This window comes from Pseudomonas bubulae (genome assembly GCF_900618535.1).
GTDB lineage: Bacteria > Pseudomonadota > Gammaproteobacteria > Pseudomonadales > Pseudomonadaceae > Aquipseudomonas > Aquipseudomonas bubulae.
Genome location: NZ_UYJA01000004.1, coordinates 188,895 through 204,400, shown reverse-complemented (window position 1 = coordinate 204,400; position 15,506 = coordinate 188,895). Strand labels below are relative to the sequence as shown.

The window sequence follows — 15,506 nt, the reverse complement described above, 5'->3', positions numbered from 1 at the left end:
CTCGCAAGTGCAGACAAGTGGTGGGCGTTAATCGTGAGTCGGGTGCCCTCTAGCTGTGGCACCGCAGATTCACGACAGTTCAGGGGTTAAGCGTTAATTGGGCCTAACTCACCTGTTTCGCCAGTTGTAGATCCATATATTCGTAGCAGATGCGTTGTGCCTGGTCGGTGTCGAAGCCGTCACCGGAAAGGGCACCCCGCAACCATAGACCATCGATGAGCGCTGCCAGGCCTCGTGCTGCATTGCGGGCCTGGGCCTGGGGCAACACCCGGCGGAACTGGCAGCACAGATTGGAGTACAAGCGGTGGTCGTTGATCCGCTGCAATCTGTGCAACGAAGGTTGGTGCATGCTGGCCGCCCAAAAGGCCAGCCAGGTTTTCATTGCCGGGCCATTGACCTGGCTGGCGTCGAAGTTGCCCTCGACGATGACCTGTAAATGAGCCCGCGGGCTGTCGTCGCCCAACGCCTGGCGGCGCTCGGTGACGTTGTCGATCAAGACGTTCATCAAGTACCGCATGGTGGCGGCAATCAGACCGTTCTTGTCTTTGAAGTAGTGACTGATGATGCCGTTGGACACACCGGCCAGACGGGCAATCAGCGCAATGCTGGCATCTGCCATCCCGACCTGATCGACAGCCGTCAATGTGGCTTCGATCAACTGCTGGCGGCGTATGGGTTGCATACCGACCTTGGGCATTTCGCAAATCTCCTTGGGCCGGCGGTCAGTGCAAAAACATCACTGAACGGCAGCCAGTCTATTTTGTTTTGATTGAACGTTCAATCAACAAAGAATAAGCTCTGCGACAAATCGTCGCGATTTATGTCGTTTTCCTACGCATGAATGGCGCAAATCGACACGGTAAATTCCCATGGAACCCAAGCAGAAGCAGGCTTTCGCAGGCGCTGACGGGAGATCCAAACAGGCACAACGCATCAGACCACGCGGGGCAGCCCTTGATTTCAAGGGGACGCACACAGGTTTTGAACGCGGTCTGGGCGGGTCCGGTTTTTTAGCGGTGTCTTTATATCACTCGACCGTTGGTCGCTATCTAGGCGAATGGTCGTGTGGTGCGTTGCCTTAAGTCCTTGTCTCGCACTCCCTGGAGCATCCGTGCAATGAGTTCTGCCTCTCTTATAAAGACCCCACCGCAAAAGGTGACGGTCAACGGTTGGGTGTTTTACACCTCCACTGCCTTGATACTTTTGCTGACTGCCATCCTGATCATTGCTCCCGAAGAAGCGGGCCGTATCCTGGGTGTGGCCCAGGAATGGCTGTCGCGCAGCTTCGGCTGGTACTACATGGTAGTCATCGCTGCTTATCTGATCTTTGTGGTCGGGTTGGCGTTTTCGTCCTACGGAAAATTGAAACTGGGAACGAAACAGGACACCCCGGATTTCAGCTATGGCGCCTGGGCCGGGATGCTGTTCTCGTCCGGTATCGGTATTTCGCTGCTGTACTTCGGCGCATCCGAGCCGCTGGATCACTACTTCAACCCGCCTGAAGGCGTGTCGGGCAGCCATGAAGCAGCGCGCCAGGCGTTGCAACTGACTTTCCTGCACTGGGGTCTGCATGGCTGGGCGATTTACGCGCTGGTCGGTCTGGCCGTGGCCTATTTTGCCTACCGTCACAACCAGCCGCTGGCGTTGCGTTCGGCGCTGTATCCGTTGATGGGCGAGCGCTGGGTCAAAGGTGCTGCGGGCCATGCGGTGGATGGCTTCGGTATGTTCGTGACACTGCTGGGTCTGGTGACCAACCTGGGCATTGGTTCGATGCAGGTGTCGTCGGGGCTTGAGAACCTGTTCGGCATGGAACACAGCAACACCAACCTGTTGATCGTGATCATCGTGATGAGCACCGTGGCGACCATTGCTGCAGTCTCGGGTGTTGAGAACGGCATCCGCCGACTGTCCAACCTGAACATTATCCTGTTCAGTGGCCTGCTGATTTTCGTGCTGCTGTTCGGTCCGACCCTGCACCTGCTCAACGGTTTTGTGCAAAACACCGGCGACTACCTCAACGGTATCGTGATGAAAACCTTTGACCTGTACGTGTACGAAGGCGACAGCAGGAAAACCGAAGGCTGGCTGGGCCTGTGGACTCTGTTCTACTGGGCCTGGTGGATTTCCTGGGCCCCATTTGTCGGGATGTTTATCGCGCGTATTTCCCGTGGTCGCACGGTGCGTGAACTGGTGGCGGGCGTGCTGTTGATTCCGCTGGGCTTCACCTTGGCCTGGTTGTCGATCTTCGGTAACTCGGCGCTGGACCTGGTGGTTAACCACGGTGCCGTGGAACTGGGTAAAACGGCGCTTGAGCAGCCGTCGATGGCGATTTATCAACTGCTTGAGCATTACCCTGCGTCGAAAGTTGTTATCGGTGTCTCGATCTTTGTCGGCTTTGTGCTGTTCCTGACCCCGGCCGACTCCGGCGCGGTGATGATGGCCAACCTGTCGTGCAAAGGCGGTGATGTGGACGAAGATGCGCCGCACTGGCTGCGGATCTTCTGGTCGGCGGTAATCACGCTGGTGACTATCGGTCTGCTGTTTGCCGGTAACTTTGCGGCGATGCAAACCATGGTGGTACTGGCCGGTTTGCCGTTTTCGGTGGTATTGATCCTGTTTATGTTTGGCCTGCACAAGGCGATGCGCCAGGACACTCTGGTTGAACAGGAACAAGCCGAGCTGGCTGCCCGTGGCCGTCGTGGTTTCAGCGAGCGGCTGACTGCACAGGACCTGCAACCGACTCAAGCCGTGGTGCAGCGTTTTATGGACAAACACGTGACCCCGGCACTGGAAGATGCGGCGGTACAATTGCGTAGTCAGGGGCTTGATGTGCAGACCCTGCTGGGCAGCGCCAAGCGTTGCATGGGCGTGCGGGTTGAAATGGAAGAAGGCAACCCGTTTGTCTACGAAGTCAGCCTGGATGGCTACCTGGCCGCACCGAGCGAGTCGGGTGAAGACGAAGTGCGCAGCCGTTATTACCGCGCTGAGGTGTACTTGCACAACGGTAACCAGGAGTACGACTTGATGGGCTTCACCCAGGAGCAGATCAGCCGTGACGTGCTCGATCAGTTTGAAAGCCATCGCCAACTCCTTGGCCGCGTATATAGCTAAGAACTGCAAAAGCCCCTCACCCTAACCCTCTCCCGGAGGGAGAGGGGACTGACTGCATGCTGACTCACTATCTCCACAAGTCAGCTCCCTCTCCCTCCGGGAGAGGGTTGGGGTGAGGGTAATGCCTACCCCAGATTCTTGCCCAGCAGCGCGTGATACAGCTCTGTATCCCCCAGTATCCCTACCACTTTGTGATCGTCGTGCAGCACCAGTTTGTTGCCGGTCTGGTAACGGATCTGTAGTGCATCGCGCATGCCGATGCCACTGTCCACCAGGGTTGGCCCACGCCCCAGGCCTTCTACTGCCTGACCGCTTTTCCAGTGTTGCAGGTCCACCACAGCAGCACCCTGGCGCACGCCTTTTATGGTGTTGCCCTCCGCCAGATCAATCCACGAGTCATCCCCCGGGTCGATGCACACCGAGCCATTGATGCGTTTGCAGTTGTCCAGTGTGCGCATCAGGCTGCGTCCGCACAGCACGTTGAGCGGGTTGGTATGGGCAACAAAGGTGCGTACATAGTCATCGGCGGGGTTGAGCACGATTTCTTCAGGCTTGCTGTACTGCACGATCTTGCCGTCTTTCATGATCGCAATGCGGCTGCCCAGCTTGAGTGCTTCGTCCAGGTCATGGCTGACAAACACAATGGTCTTGTTCAGCTTGTGTTGCAGTTCCAGCAACTCATCCTGCAAGCCCTGGCGGATCAACGGGTCAAGTGCCGAAAAGGGTTCGTCCATCAGCAGGATATCGGCGTCCATCGCCAGTGCCCGCGCCAGGCCAACCCGCTGCTGCATGCCGCCGCTCAACTCATCGGGCTTTTTATTGCGCCATTGGGTCAGACCCACCAGCTCAAGTTTTTCATCCACCAGGGTGCGGCGTTCCTTTTCGGGACGGCCCTGCATCTCCAGCCCGAAGCTGATGTTTTCGCGCACCGTCAGCCAGGGCATCAGGGCGAATTTCTGAAACACCATGGCGATGCGCTTGGTGCGCATCATCTTCAGTTCGGCAGGGGTGCACGAGGCAATGTCTATCTGTTTGCCTTCGTGCTCTACATACAACTGGCCGCGACTGACCGTATTGAGCCCGTTGATGCAGCGCAGCAAGCTGGATTTCCCCGAGCCTGACAAACCCATCAGTACGCAGATTTCACCTTTTTCGATGTCCAGGCTGGACTTTTCCACGCCAACAATCTGCCCGGTTTTTTTCAGGATCTGATCCCGCGACAAGCCCTGGTCCAGAAGGCCGAGTGCTGCCCGGGGGTCTTTGGCGAAGATCACGTCAACATTATCGAAACGGATAATACTCATGCGTCGGCTCCTGCTTTGGCGTCCGGCTGCTTGCAGATACGGTCGAGCATGATGGCCAGCAGCACGATCGCCAGCCCGGCTTCAAAGCCCAAGGCGATATCGGCAGTGTTGAGGGCATTGACCACCGGTTTGCCCAGACCATCGGCACCCACCAGGGCGGCGATCACCACCATCGACAATGACAGCATGATGCATTGGGTAATCCCGGCGGCGATGCTCGGCATGGCGTGGGGAAGCTCGATACGGGTGAGCAACTGGCGACGGGAGCAGCCAAAGGCCTTACCCGCATCAAGCAACTCATGGGGGACATCGCGGATGCCCAGGTAAGTCAGGCGGATCGGCGCGGCAATGGCAAATACCACTGTGGAAATCAGCCCCGGCACCACGCCCAGCCCGAACAGGGTCAGGGTCGGGATCAGGTAAACGAAGGTAGGAACGGTCTGCATCAGGTCGAGAACAGGACGCATAAAGGTGTAGAACATGGGTTTGTGCGCCGCGAGAATTCCTAGCGGCACGCCGATGATCACGCATACAAATGTAGCGAACAGCACCTGGGCCAGGGTTTCCATGGTTTCTTGCCAATACCCCAGGTTAAGGATCAGCAGAAACGACAGCGCCACAAAAACCGTGAGCCCCCACTTGCGCTGGATAAAGTGGGCAAACAGTGCAATCAGCCCGATAAACACAAAGGGATTGAACCAGGTGAGGGCAAAGGTCACAGCGTGGATCATGGCTTCCAGCGTGCTGGCGATGGCATCGAAGGTGCTGGCGCCGTGCTGGGTCAGCCAGTCGACGAAGTTTGCAATGTAATCGCCCAGAGGGATTTTTTGATCAATCAGCATGGTAGTGAACGTCCGCATGCAGGGGAATTGAAACGGAGCCGGGCGCAGTTGCCGCCCGACGCCCGCGATTACTTCGCAAGGCTGGCTTTAACGGCCTCAAGCCCGGGCTTGCCATCCACCGTGGTAACACCCGCGAGCCAGCTTTCAAGCACTTGCGGGTTTTGTTTGAGCCAGGCTTTGGCGGCCGCGTCGGGTTTGATCTTGTCGTCCAGCACCTTGCCCATCAGGGTGCTTTCCATGTCCAGGGTAAACACCAGATTCTTCAGTAACTGACCCACGTTGCTGCATTCTTCGGTGTAGCCCTTGCGGGTGTTGGTGTAGATGGTCGCCTGACCATAGTTGGGGCCGAAGAACTCATCGCCACCGGTGAGGTATTTCATTTTGAAGCGAGTGTTCATCGGGTGGGGTTCCCAGCCCAGGAACACCACCTCGGTGCCACGACGCTGGGCGCGGTCAACCTGCGACAGCATCCCCGCTTCGCTGGATTCCACCACCTTGAAGCCGGCGTCCTTCAGGCCGAAGGCGTTTTTGTCGATCATGGTCTGGATCATGCGGTTGCCGTCGTTGCCCGGCTCGATGCCGTAGATCTTGCCGTCCAGTTCCTTGCTGAATTTGGGCAGGTCGGAGAAGTCCTTGAGGCCCTTCTCATAGAGGGCTTCGGGTACGGCAAGGGTGTATTTGGCGTTCTCCAGGTTGGCGCGCACTGTCTCGACGGTGCCCGCGTCGCGGTAGGCCTTGATGTCGTTTTCCATGGTCGGCATCCAGTTGCCGAGAAACACGTCCATGTTCTTGCCATCGGCCAGCGACTTGTAGGTAACCGGCACGGAAATCATGGTGGTTTTGGTTTTGTAGCCCAGGCCCTTGAGCACTTCGCTGGTAACGGCGGTGGTGACGGTGATGTCGGTCCAGCCGACATCCGAAAAATTGACGGTACTGCATTGCGCCGGTTCTGCTGCCTGGGCGATGACGGGCAGACTCAGCAATGCAGCCAGCAACAACGATGAGGAATGTGTCATGGAGCGACTCCTGTGTGTCCGGGTTGCGGTTTTCGATCGAAAAGCCGCACATATCAGTTGCGGTCGGGCGATGCCCGGCAGGCGTGTTGCCAGCGCATCTTGCAATCGAGTCAGAACCGATCATGTAACAGCGAAAATCAAACGCCTACAGGGGGCGTCGCATCCAGTACAGGCAGGGTCGTATCTAGTACCTGCGAGGTCGTATCTGGACGAATGAGGCTTGAAAACTGTCTTTTTCATACCTCTGCGCCCTATAAAACGTCGGGGGCGCTGGCAGGCAAAGGCGGGTCGTAGCTGGACGTTTTTGCCGACTGCAAACACCCCATGATGCAAGGCATTCACCCCCGAGGTTCGTGCTCATGGCTATCAGCGTGTTTGACCTGTTCAAGATCGGTATCGGCCCTTCCAGTTCCCACACCGTGGGCCCGATGCGGGCCGCGGCGCTGTTTGTGCAGGGCTTGCGTGAACGCGATCAACTGCAACAGGTAAGCCGTATCGAAGTGCAGCTCTATGGCTCGCTGTCGGCCACCGGTATCGGTCATGGCAGTGACAACGCGGTCATCATGGGTTTGATGGGGGAATGGCCGGATGCGATTGATCCGTCCTGCATTGGTTCGCGTATCGCGCAGCTGCGCGAAAGCCGCACCCTGTTACTCGACGGCCATGTACCGATTCCGTTCGACTGGGCGCAGGATATGCGCCTGATAGACGAGAACCTGGCATTTCATCCCAATGCCATGACCCTGGTAGCGCACAGCGGGCACGGCATATTGCATGGCGATACTTATTACTCGGTTGGCGGTGGCTTTGTAGTGGATGCGGCGCAAGCGGCCAGTGGCGTATTGGACATGGATCGCACCGAGCTGCCTTACGATTTTAATAGTGCCGTCGAACTGCTGGACCTGTGCCGCACACATCACCTGAGCGTGGCGGCATTGATGATGGCCAACGAACGCATCTGGCGCAGCGAAGATGAAATCCGCTGCGGTCTGATCAAACTTTGGCGCGCCATGCAGGACTGCGTGGAGCAAGGCCTGAAACATGAAGGCATCCTGCCCGGCGGCCTCAATGTACGTCGGCGTGCTGCGCGCCTGCACCGCAGCCTGCTGGAACTGGGCAAGCCCAATGTGATCGGCTCGACCCTGAGCGCGATGGAATGGGTCAACCTGTTCGCCCTGGCGGTCAACGAAGAAAACGCAGCCGGCGGGCGCATGGTCACGGCGCCCACCAATGGTGCGGCAGGGATCATCCCGGCAGTGTTGCACTATTTTATGAAATTCAGCGATGAAGTCAGCGAAGCGCATGTGGTCGACTACCTGCTGAGCGCCGCGGCGATCGGCATTTTGTGCAAAAAGAATGCGTCGATTTCCGGGGCTGAAGTGGGCTGCCAGGGCGAAGTCGGCTCGGCCTGCGCGATGGCGGCTGCCGGGCTGGCGCAAATCCTCGGCGCCACCCCGGAGCAACTGTGCAACGCCGCTGAAATTGGTCTGGAGCATAACCTGGGCCTGACCTGTGACCCGGTGGGCGGGTTGGTTCAAGTACCCTGCATCGAGCGCAATGCCATTGCCGCAGTCAAGGCGATCAATGCGGCGCAGATGGCCTTGCGCGGTGACGGCCAGCACTTTATTTCCCTGGACCGGGTGATCCGCACCATGCGCGACACCGGTGCCGACATGCACGACAAATACAAGGAAACCTCGCGCGGCGGCCTGGCGGTCAGTGCGGTGGAATGTTGAGCCCCCAAACACCTCTGGGAGCGGGCTTGCTCCTACAGCCTCGGCGCTTTTTCAGCGCACACCGACCCGTTTTGGCGCACTCGTACTTTCGGTGACATTCTGTAACCGAGCAGCTCCTACACCCTTCCCACAAGTGCTACCGATGTGCTCAACAGCCTCGGTCAGCACCTGTGTATCCGTGTTTAACCGTCATTTCCCATCACCCTGCCAGACACATTGCGACGTCGTTTTCAGACTTTGTTGAATAGCCATTCAAGTTTAGGCATGGCATTTGCGTTGTCATTTCAAAGCCCCGTGAAACGAGGGTAATAACAAGAGCCTGTGCCTGAGGCCATCACCCGCTTTGTGTGAGGAGATACCGCGATGACGTCGTTCAACTCCGGGGTCCAACCCCAGAACCGTACGCCTCAATCCATCGGCTTTCTGCTGCTGGACAATTTCACGCTCATTTCCCTGGCTTCCGCGATAGAACCTTTGCGCATGGCCAACCAGTTGTCGGGCCGTGAGTTGTATCGCTGGAGCACCCTCAGCGCCGATGGCAGTCAGGTCTGGGCCAGTGACGGTCTGCAGGTGACCCCCGACGCCAGCATGCACAAGGCTCCGGCGCTGGACATGGTCATCGTGTGTGGTGGTATCGGCATTCAGCGCACCGTGACCCGTGAGCATGTGTCCTGGTTGCAGAGTCAGGCGCGCCAGTCCCGTCGCCTGGGTGCCGTGTGCACCGGCAGCTGGGCACTGGCCTATGCCGGCTTGCTCGACGGTTTTGATTGCAGTGTGCACTGGGAATGCCTGGCCTCGATGCAGGAAGCCTTCCCGCGCGTGGCCATGAGCACGCGGCTGTTTACCCTCGACCGCAGCCGTTTTACCAGCTCGGGCGGCACGGCACCGCTGGACATGATGCTGCACCTGATCAGCCGCGATCATGGCCGTGAACTGTCGGCGGCGATTTCGGAAATGTTTGTGTATGAACGTATCCGCAACGAGCAGGACCACCAGCGGGTGCCGCTCAAGCACATGCTTGGCACCAACCAGCCCAAGCTGCAGGAAATCGTCGCGTTGATGGAAGCCAACCTCGAAGAGCCCATCGACCTTGATGAGCTGGCGGTGTATGTGACTGTGTCGCGGCGCCAGCTCGAGCGCTTGTTCCAGAAGTACCTGCATTGTTCGCCGTCGCGCTATTACCTGAAGTTGCGGCTGGTGCGGGCGCGGCAGTTGCTCAAGCAAACACCGATGTCGATTATTGAAGTGGCGGCGGTGTGCGGCTTTGTGTCCACGCCGCATTTTTCCAAGTGCTACCGCGAATACTTCGGCATTCCGCCACGGGATGAGCGGGTGGGTTCCAACACTGCGCAGCAGACCACCCTGGTGCAGATCCCGCAGTCCCTGTTGCTGGCGCCGCTGGCCGGGCCGATGTCGGCGTTGAATCAGGCGCGCAATGAGTCGACGTTTGCCAGTGTGAGGATTTAACAATCAAAAGCGCCCTCACCCGGGGTGGGGAGGGCGCTTGATCTGTATCGAGGCGCAAAACTGCTTTTGCTTTTAGTCCCCCTCCCTTCGGGAGAGGGCTAGGGTGAGGGCGCTTTTGCCTTACCCGACCTTGCTCTGCTTGAACTGCGCCAAGCCCGGCAGCAACTGCCGGTCAATGGCCTCGCGCACTGCAGGCAAAATGGTTGCGCTGCCGGTGTAGAGCTTTTCGACCAACCCCTTGAGGGCGCGGGCATTGGTCTCGTTCAGCCCACAGACTGCCGTTGTGCAGGCCTGCTCCGCCGTACCTGACACTTCAAAGCCCAGCGAGCGCAGTTGGCCAACCAGATCCTGCTCATCAATCAAATCCGCGTGCATCATGACTTTTTATCCTTCTACAAAGCGCGATCGAAGTCTGATTCTGGTAGGGCTTTAGCCAGTGGGCAAGGGCGGTTTGATGATATGTCTGATATGCCTAAGAACAGGTCGTTTTAAGGCACAGGCAAGGCAATCACCCGACTCACATACTCGGGTCTCGGCAGATCACGCTGTTGCTCCCCGATGGCCTGCAATACGGCCAGCGTGTGCTCGCCAAAGGGTGCGGAACGCGGGCCTGCCAAGTCAACGTGCAGCAGCATTTGCTCATTGCCCGCGAGGGCTCGCCCATCACCTGTCAGGTGCAGGCTGTGATAGACATGCAGGCGTTTTTTGTCGTGGCCGATGAGCTGGGTACGCACTTCAACGTGGGCGCCGAGCTTCACCTCGTGCAGGTAATTAAGATGCACCTCCAGGGTGAACAGTGAATGACCGCTGGCTTCGCGGCCCTGGCTGTCCAGCCCCAGGCGGTCCATCAGGGCATCCGTGGCGTAGCTGAAAATCAGCAGATAAAAGGCGTCGCGCAAGTGGCCGTTGTAATCGACCCATTCTTCAAGAATGGGCGTGGTGTAGGTGGTGAGGGTGGGCATGCTGTACCTCGCGGTTCGATCAGTCGTTGATGGTCATGCCATGTTTGAGTCTGGTTGCGTTCACCGCTTCCATCACCGCCAGCAGGCAGTCATCCCGATAGCTTTCCAGCGCGGCAATGCTGTGCTGGCCGAGTTGTTCAGTGGTGCCTTCCACCACATCGTCGATCAGTTTTTCGCTCAGTTCCGGAGCGGGCAAATACGTCCACGGCAGTTGCAGCGCCGGGCCGAACTGGTTCATGAAATGTCGCATTCCGGCATCGCCACCGGCCAGGGTGTAGGTCAAAAAGGTACCCATGAACGACCAGCGCAACCCTGCGCCAAAGCGAATGGCGTCGTCAATTTCACCGGTGCTGGCCACCCCGTCATTGACCAGGTGCAGCGCCTCGCGCCACAAGGCTTCGAGCAGACGGTCGGCAATAAACCCGGGCACTTCCTTGCGCACATGCAGGGGGCGCATGCCCAGGGATTGATAAACCTTGATTGCCGCCTGAATGGCTTCGGGAGCGGTTTTTTGCCCGCCCACCACCTCGACCAATGGCAACAGGTAAACCGGGTTGAACGGGTGCCCGACAATGCAGCGCTCGGGGTGTGTGGAGGTTTTATAAAATTCGCTGGGCAGCAGGCCCGAGGTGCTGGAGCCGATCAATGCATCGGGTTTGGCGGCGGCGCTGATTTTGCTGTGCAGTTCAAGCTTCAGGTCGAGCCGCTCCGGGGCGCTTTCCTGAATAAAATCGGCATCGCGCACGCATTCATCAATGGTGCTGACAAACCGCAACCGGTGTTGGGATGCGCCTTCCGCAAGGCCGCTTTTTTCCAGTGCGGGCCAGGCTTTGGCGACGCGTTTGCGCAGGGCCGCTTCGGCACCGGGGGCCGGATCCCAGGCCACCACGTCCAGGCCGTGGGCGAGGGCGCGAGCAACCCAGCCGCTGCCAATGACACCGCTGCCCAGGGCGGCGAAGGTTTTAATCTCGGTGATAAAGGTCATGGCGTGCTCCTGGATAAAAATAATGAGATTGCGTGGGAGCGAGCCTGCTCGCGAAGGCCCCAAGGGCACCGCGATAACTCAGTCAACAGGCGTTATCGTTGACGACCTTCGCGAGCAGGCTCGCTCCCACAGGCAATGCTGCTGCGTAGTTGCTTAGCGGCGTTCTTTAAGGCCCATCTTCACCCGGCCTTCTGCCGGGCTCAGCACCCGTGCGCCCAGGCGGCTGAGGATCTCTGTGGCGCGCTCCACCAGTTGCCCGTTGGTGGCCAGCACTCCTCGGTCCAGCCATAAATTGTCCTCAAGCCCGACCCGCACGTTGCCGCCCAGCAGCACCGCCTGCGCGGCCATCGGCATTTGCATGCGACCAATGCCGAAACCGGCCCACACCGCATCAGGCGGCAAATTGTCGACCATGGCTTTCATGCTGGTGGTGTCTGCCGGAGCGCCCCACGGGATACCCAGGCATAGTTGAAACAGCGGGTCATCCAGCAGGCCTTCCTTGATCATCTGTTTGGCGAACCACAAATGGCCGGTGTCGAAAATTTCCAGTTCGGCTTTAACGCCAAGTTCCTGGATGCGCTTGGCGCCCGCTCGCAGCTGTGCCGGGGTGGACACGTAAATCGTGTCGCCGTCGCCAAAGTTCAGGGTGCCGCAGTCCAGGGTGCAAATTTCCGGCAACAGCTCCTCGACGTGAGCCAGACGGGTCAGCGGGCCGACCAGGTCGGTGTTGGGACCAAACTCCATCGGGTTCTCGCCCGGGCCGATATGCAAGTCCCCCCCCATCCCGGCGGTGAGGTTGACGATGATGTCGATGTCCGCCTCGCGGATGCGCTCCATCAGTTCGCGGTACAGCGCTACATCGCGGCTGAACTGTCCGGTCTTTGGATCACGTACATGGCAATGCACCACTGTGGCTCCGGCCTTGGCCGCTTCCACGGCAGCTTCGGCAATTTGCTTGGGGGTGACCGGTACCAAAGGGCTGCGGCCGCTGGTGTCGCCGGCACCGGTGAGTGCGCAGGTGATGATGACGTCGTGGTTCATGGGGCATTTCCTTGGGGCGTAGAGCGGCACACCGCAGCCATTGCAGGCTGCGCAGGGCGGGCTCGGTGTTGAATTATTTAGCGCTGAGTTTCAGGTTCCCGGCAGCGGGTTTACCGTCTACCGTGGTCACCCCTTCAAGCCAGCGCTGCTGGTCTTGCGGGTGGTCCTTGAGCCACTGTCGGGCGGAGGCTTGAGCATCCTTGTGATCAAGCAGCGGCTGCATCATGCGGCTCTCGTCTTCGGCGCTGAAGGTCAGGTTGCTGAGCAAACGGCTGACGTTCGGGCAGCGGCTGGCGTAGTCCGGGGCAGTGACCGTCCACACTGTGGCCCGGCCTTCATCGGGGCCAAGGGCATCTTCACTGCCCGTCAGGTAGGTCATGTCCTGATTAATATTCATCGGGTGCGGGGTCCAGCCGAAGAACACAATCGGCTCATTGCGTTTTACTGCGCGGGTCACCGCCGAGAGCATGCCGGCTTCACTGGACTCCACCAACTGGAACTTGCCCAGGCCAAACTGGTTTTTCTCGATCATGGCCTTGATCTGGGTATTGGCGCCGGAGCCCGGTTCGATCCCGTAAATCCTGCCGCCCAGTTCTTTCTCGAATGTGGCAATGTCAGCAAAGCTTTTGAGCCCCTTGTCAGCCATATAGGTTGGAACGGCAAGCATGGCCTTGGCGTCTTTAAGGCTCGGTTCGGCCAGTACCGTGACCTGTTTGGCGTCCACAAACGGGGTAATGCTCTGGTTCATGATCGGGTTCCAGTAACCCAGAAACATGTCCAGCCGCTTGTCACGCAGGCCGGCGAAAATAATTTGCTGTGAGGCACTGGTCTGTTTGGTTTTATAGCCCAGACCGTCGAGCAGGGTTTGCGCCATGGCGCTGGTGGCGATTACATCGGTCCAATTGACCACGCCCATGCGTACGTTCTTGCACGAAGCATCTTCAGCCGCCAACGCGTAGGGGCTCAGTACCAGCAGGCAACAGCTGATCAGTCGTTTCATGGGGAGGGCCTCGGCAGGTTGTTATTGGGGGATCGGCGTCTTTGTGCACCGTGATACCAAGGTACGCAGGCGGCGTGCTGCGCAACCGCACTGGGGCGACGTGGATTTGCACTGCAGCGACCTGACTGTGGTTCAATCCGCTGAACCGACGTGAGAGCGCCCCCTATGGCCCAGGATTTCTACTTCCTTCTGCTGCCCGGCTTTTCCTCAATGGGCTTTATTTCGGCCATCGAGCCGCTGCGGGTGGCCAACCGTTTTCGCGGTGAGCTGTACCGCTGGCATGTGCTCAGTTGCGGGGGTGGCGCCGTGTTGGCGAGCAACGGTATGTCGGTCAATGCCGAAGGCGGGTTTGAGGCACTTGAAGCCGGGGCGACGTTGTTGGTGGTGGCCGGCTTTGATCCGCTGACCCACGTGACCCCGGCGCTGATTCAGTGGCTGCGTCGGCTGGACAACGACGGCGTCACCTTGGGTGGCATCGATACGGGTAGCGTGGTACTGGCGCAGGCAGGTTTGCTCGACGGCTATCGCCTGACCTTGCATTGGGAGGCGCTGGAAGCGTTCAAGGAGTCATACCCCAGGCTGCATGTGACTCAAGAGCTGTTTGAGATTGACCGCCAGCGCATCACCTGTGCGGGCGGTACAGCCTCCATCGACCTGATGCTCGACCTGATAGCCCAGGCTTATGGGCCTGAGTTGGCGATTCAGGTGTCCGAGCAATTCGTGCTTGGCCGTATCCGTCAGCGCAAAGACCACCAGCGCATGCAGGTCGCCAGCCGTTATGGCATTCATAACAAGAAATTGGTGCAGGTGATTGGCGAGATGGAACAGCACAGCGAGCCGCCACTGAGCACTGCGCAACTGGCGCTTGGCATCAACGTTACGCGGCGCCAGCTGGAGCGTCTGTTCCGTTTGCACCTGAACGACACCCCGCGCAACTTCTATCTGGGCCTGCGCCTGGAAAAGGCCCGGCAACTGCTGCGTCAGACCGACATGAGCGTGCTGGACATCAGCATTGCCTGCGGCTTTGAGTCACCGTCGTATTTCACCCGCAGCTACCGGGCGCGGTTTACCTGTGCGCCGAGGCAGGATCGGGTTGCCGCTACTAACCCTTGAGCAACGCCGCACACGCCGCCTTGTAGGCCTCATGCTGATACTTGTTCAGCGAGGCGGGCAAGTCGAAGGCGTGTTTCTTGTATTGCGCATTGAGGGTCTGTGGCGACAGCAACTGCACCTCGCAGTCGTCCAGCAACTGGATGATGCCCTCGATCTTGAAGGTAGTCGGGCCACCGGCAAATTCACCCTTTTTGCTGCGCTTCTTGATTGCAATGCGGGTGATGCCGTTGGCTTTCACAAAGGCCGCTATTTGCATGGCGAAGGCTTTGACGTTGACGCTCTCGTCATCGTCGTCCAGGGCGATTTTCTTGGTGGCATTGGCCCTGTGTTCAAGGCCATTGGTGCCTTGGGCTGCCATTGCAAAAATGGCTTCGCTGCCTTTGATCTCGATACCGCAAATAGTCATAAAAACCCTGGTTTATTCAATATGAAGATCAGTCCTGCCCGATCGATTCCAGAAACTCTGAACGGTCATCGCTGATACGCGCCATGCAATCGTTCTGGGCGATGTTGAACGCTTCGGTGCCGGCGGTGGCGGGGAACACGGCAATTGCGCAATCGGCGTCGCGCTGGTGCAACCACAGGGCCTGGGCGGTCTTTATCTTGCTCAGGATGTTATTGAGTTGCGTCGCGTTACTGCCGTACAGCGAAGTCATGCGTTCCTGCAGGGCTTCGTAGTTTTCGCTCAGCAATTGTTCGGCAGCATTCTTGCTGAACACCGAGCACGCCAGGGTTTGCCGGTCGTTTTCTACCGCGTCGCACGGGTTGTAGTCGGCATTTTCAGCTGCATGAGCGCCGCCGGTGAACAATGCCAAGGCCAGGAGAATCGATTTCATTGCCGCTTCCTAATCCATAGTTGGGGCCGATTCTGGCTTATGCGTGAGCCAAAGAACAGATAGCTCATGACATTGCTGTCGGCGGCTTTGTCG

The 15,506-nt window shown here is 58.6% G+C and carries 15 protein-coding genes; 4 read left to right on the top strand and 11 right to left on the bottom strand.

What is annotated here, in order from left to right; genetic code table 11:
• Positions 1-103: 103 nt before the first annotated feature.
• On the bottom strand, positions 104-697 hold the full coding sequence (gene betI / locus PPTH39_RS15450; protein WP_094999810.1) for a transcriptional regulator BetI: 594 nt from the start codon (positions 695-697) through the stop codon (positions 104-106).
• Between the two features lie 476 nt (positions 698-1,173).
• Here betI and PPTH39_RS15445 point away from each other — a divergent pair, with 476 nt between their 5' ends.
• Positions 1,174-3,111 carry a BCCT family transporter gene (locus tag PPTH39_RS15445; protein ID WP_232527653.1) on the top strand — a complete coding sequence of 646 codons (1,938 nt, stop codon included), beginning with the start codon at positions 1,174-1,176 and terminating at the stop codon, positions 3,109-3,111.
• Between the two features lie 125 nt (positions 3,112-3,236).
• Here the strand turns inward: PPTH39_RS15445 and choV are convergent, their stop codons facing one another.
• The 3 genes from choV to PPTH39_RS15430 all read right to left on the bottom strand — a co-directional run bounded on the left by choV (position 3,237) and on the right by PPTH39_RS15430 (position 6,273).
• Entirely contained in the window at positions 3,237-4,415 is a 1,179-nt protein-coding gene (gene choV / locus PPTH39_RS15440; RefSeq protein WP_130872159.1) for a choline ABC transporter ATP-binding protein, read from the bottom strand.
• Complete coding sequence (gene choW / locus PPTH39_RS15435) at positions 4,412-5,257, bottom strand: choline ABC transporter permease subunit (RefSeq protein WP_094999813.1); 846 nt, start codon at positions 5,255-5,257, stop codon at positions 4,412-4,414. Before choW ends, choV begins: the two co-directional genes overlap by 4 nt.
• Before the next feature lie 68 nt (positions 5,258-5,325).
• Positions 5,326-6,273, bottom strand: coding sequence for a choline ABC transporter substrate-binding protein (locus tag PPTH39_RS15430; protein WP_095019590.1), 948 nt, complete (start codon positions 6,271-6,273; stop codon positions 5,326-5,328).
• Between the two features lie 359 nt (positions 6,274-6,632).
• Here PPTH39_RS15430 and PPTH39_RS15425 point away from each other — a divergent pair, with 359 nt between their 5' ends.
• Positions 6,633-8,009 (top strand): L-serine ammonia-lyase, encoded by a 1,377-nt coding sequence (locus tag PPTH39_RS15425; RefSeq protein WP_095019591.1) that lies wholly within the window; start codon positions 6,633-6,635, stop codon positions 8,007-8,009.
• A gap of 363 nt (positions 8,010-8,372) precedes the next feature.
• Positions 8,373-9,476: a choline metabolism transcriptional regulator GbdR gene (gene gbdR, locus PPTH39_RS15420; RefSeq protein ID WP_088378748.1), complete on the top strand. Its 1,104-nt coding sequence runs from the start codon at positions 8,373-8,375 to the stop codon at positions 9,474-9,476.
• A gap of 120 nt (positions 9,477-9,596) precedes the next feature.
• Here gbdR and PPTH39_RS15415 read toward each other — a convergent pair whose 3' ends face one another.
• The 5 genes from PPTH39_RS15415 to choX form a co-directional block, all read right to left on the bottom strand.
• Positions 9,597-9,854 carry a hypothetical protein gene (locus tag PPTH39_RS15415; RefSeq protein ID WP_094999816.1) on the bottom strand — a complete coding sequence of 86 codons (258 nt, stop codon included), beginning with the start codon at positions 9,852-9,854 and terminating at the stop codon, positions 9,597-9,599.
• 110 nt (positions 9,855-9,964) lie between these two features.
• The gene (locus PPTH39_RS15410) at positions 9,965-10,438 is read right to left on the bottom strand and encodes a thioesterase family protein (RefSeq protein ID WP_130872158.1); all 474 of its coding nucleotides are present in this window, start codon (positions 10,436-10,438) and stop codon (positions 9,965-9,967) included.
• 19 nt (positions 10,439-10,457) lie between these two features.
• Positions 10,458-11,423, bottom strand: coding sequence for an L-carnitine dehydrogenase (locus PPTH39_RS15405; RefSeq protein WP_130872157.1), 966 nt, complete (start codon positions 11,421-11,423; stop codon positions 10,458-10,460).
• Between the two features lie 153 nt (positions 11,424-11,576).
• Positions 11,577-12,464 carry a 3-dehydrocarnitine:acetyl-CoA trimethylamine transferase CdhC gene (gene cdhC, locus PPTH39_RS15400; RefSeq protein WP_094999819.1) on the bottom strand — a complete coding sequence of 296 codons (888 nt, stop codon included), beginning with the start codon at positions 12,462-12,464 and terminating at the stop codon, positions 11,577-11,579.
• A 73-nt stretch (positions 12,465-12,537) separates the two neighbouring features.
• Positions 12,538-13,464, bottom strand: coding sequence for a choline ABC transporter substrate-binding protein (gene choX / locus PPTH39_RS15395; RefSeq protein WP_094999820.1), 927 nt, complete (start codon positions 13,462-13,464; stop codon positions 12,538-12,540).
• Between the two features lie 165 nt (positions 13,465-13,629).
• Here choX and PPTH39_RS15390 point away from each other — a divergent pair, with 165 nt between their 5' ends.
• Positions 13,630-14,577: a GlxA family transcriptional regulator gene (locus PPTH39_RS15390; protein ID WP_095019593.1), complete on the top strand. Its 948-nt coding sequence runs from the start codon at positions 13,630-13,632 to the stop codon at positions 14,575-14,577.
• On the opposite strand, the gene PPTH39_RS15385 is transcribed toward PPTH39_RS15390, so the two are convergent.
• Together PPTH39_RS15385 and PPTH39_RS15380 are read right to left on the bottom strand one after the other, a co-directional pair.
• Positions 14,567-14,983 (bottom strand): DUF3010 family protein, encoded by a 417-nt coding sequence (locus PPTH39_RS15385; RefSeq protein WP_095019594.1) that lies wholly within the window; start codon positions 14,981-14,983, stop codon positions 14,567-14,569. The genes PPTH39_RS15390 and PPTH39_RS15385 overlap by 11 nt on opposite strands.
• 28 nt (positions 14,984-15,011) lie before the next feature.
• Positions 15,012-15,413: a lysozyme inhibitor LprI family protein gene (locus tag PPTH39_RS15380; RefSeq protein ID WP_094999823.1), complete on the bottom strand. Its 402-nt coding sequence runs from the start codon at positions 15,411-15,413 to the stop codon at positions 15,012-15,014.
• Positions 15,414-15,506 lie beyond the last annotated feature (93 nt).